At 41.5% G+C, this 460-nt stretch carries 1 protein-coding gene and 1 pseudogene; both read left to right on the top strand.

Going from position 1 to position 460, the window contains the following annotated elements; genetic code table 11:
* Positions 1-280, top strand: a 280-nt coding sequence (locus IRQ78_RS20440) for a transposase (RefSeq protein WP_194442984.1), incomplete at its 5' end; no start/stop codon positions are given.
* A gap of 41 nt (positions 281-321) precedes the next feature.
* Positions 322-460 (top strand): annotated as a pseudogene (locus IRQ78_RS20890) (IS3-like element ISLbl1 family transposase); the annotation flags it as partial.

Genomic DNA, 460 nt, shown 5'->3' with positions numbered 1-460 from the left:
ATTTAAAATAAAAGTCGTTCAAGAGTCGTTAGACACCACAGATACAGTTAAGATGGTCGCTAATAARTACGGWATTCATCCTGACATGCTATCAAGTTGGAGAAGTCACATGACCTCGAAAAAGAAAACGGCAAAGCCACTAAAGAACCAAGGCCCTGACAAATCATACRCAGATTTAGAACGCCAAATTCGYAAGCTTGAGAAGCAACTCGAAGATGCTCAGTTGGAGAATGACGTTTTAAAAAAGGCGAAGGTCTACTTCGACAGCCTAAAAGAATAAGGTTCGAATATATCCACAAGGTCACAGACGCYAAACGCACAGTGAAGAAGTTGTGCAGTTGGTTATCTGTGTCGCCGGCTGGGTATTATAAATGGTTAAAGCAATTACCTAGCACACGCCATAAAGAGAACAGTTCGTTACTGAAATTTCTAAAGCATGTCAGCGACCAAGAGCACTGCA

Source organism: Pseudoalteromonas simplex (assembly GCF_015278155.1).
GTDB lineage: Bacteria > Pseudomonadota > Gammaproteobacteria > Enterobacterales > Alteromonadaceae > Pseudoalteromonas > Pseudoalteromonas simplex.
The sequence above is the reverse complement of the archived record's forward strand: the minus strand, read 5'-3'. Positions and strand labels throughout refer to the sequence as shown.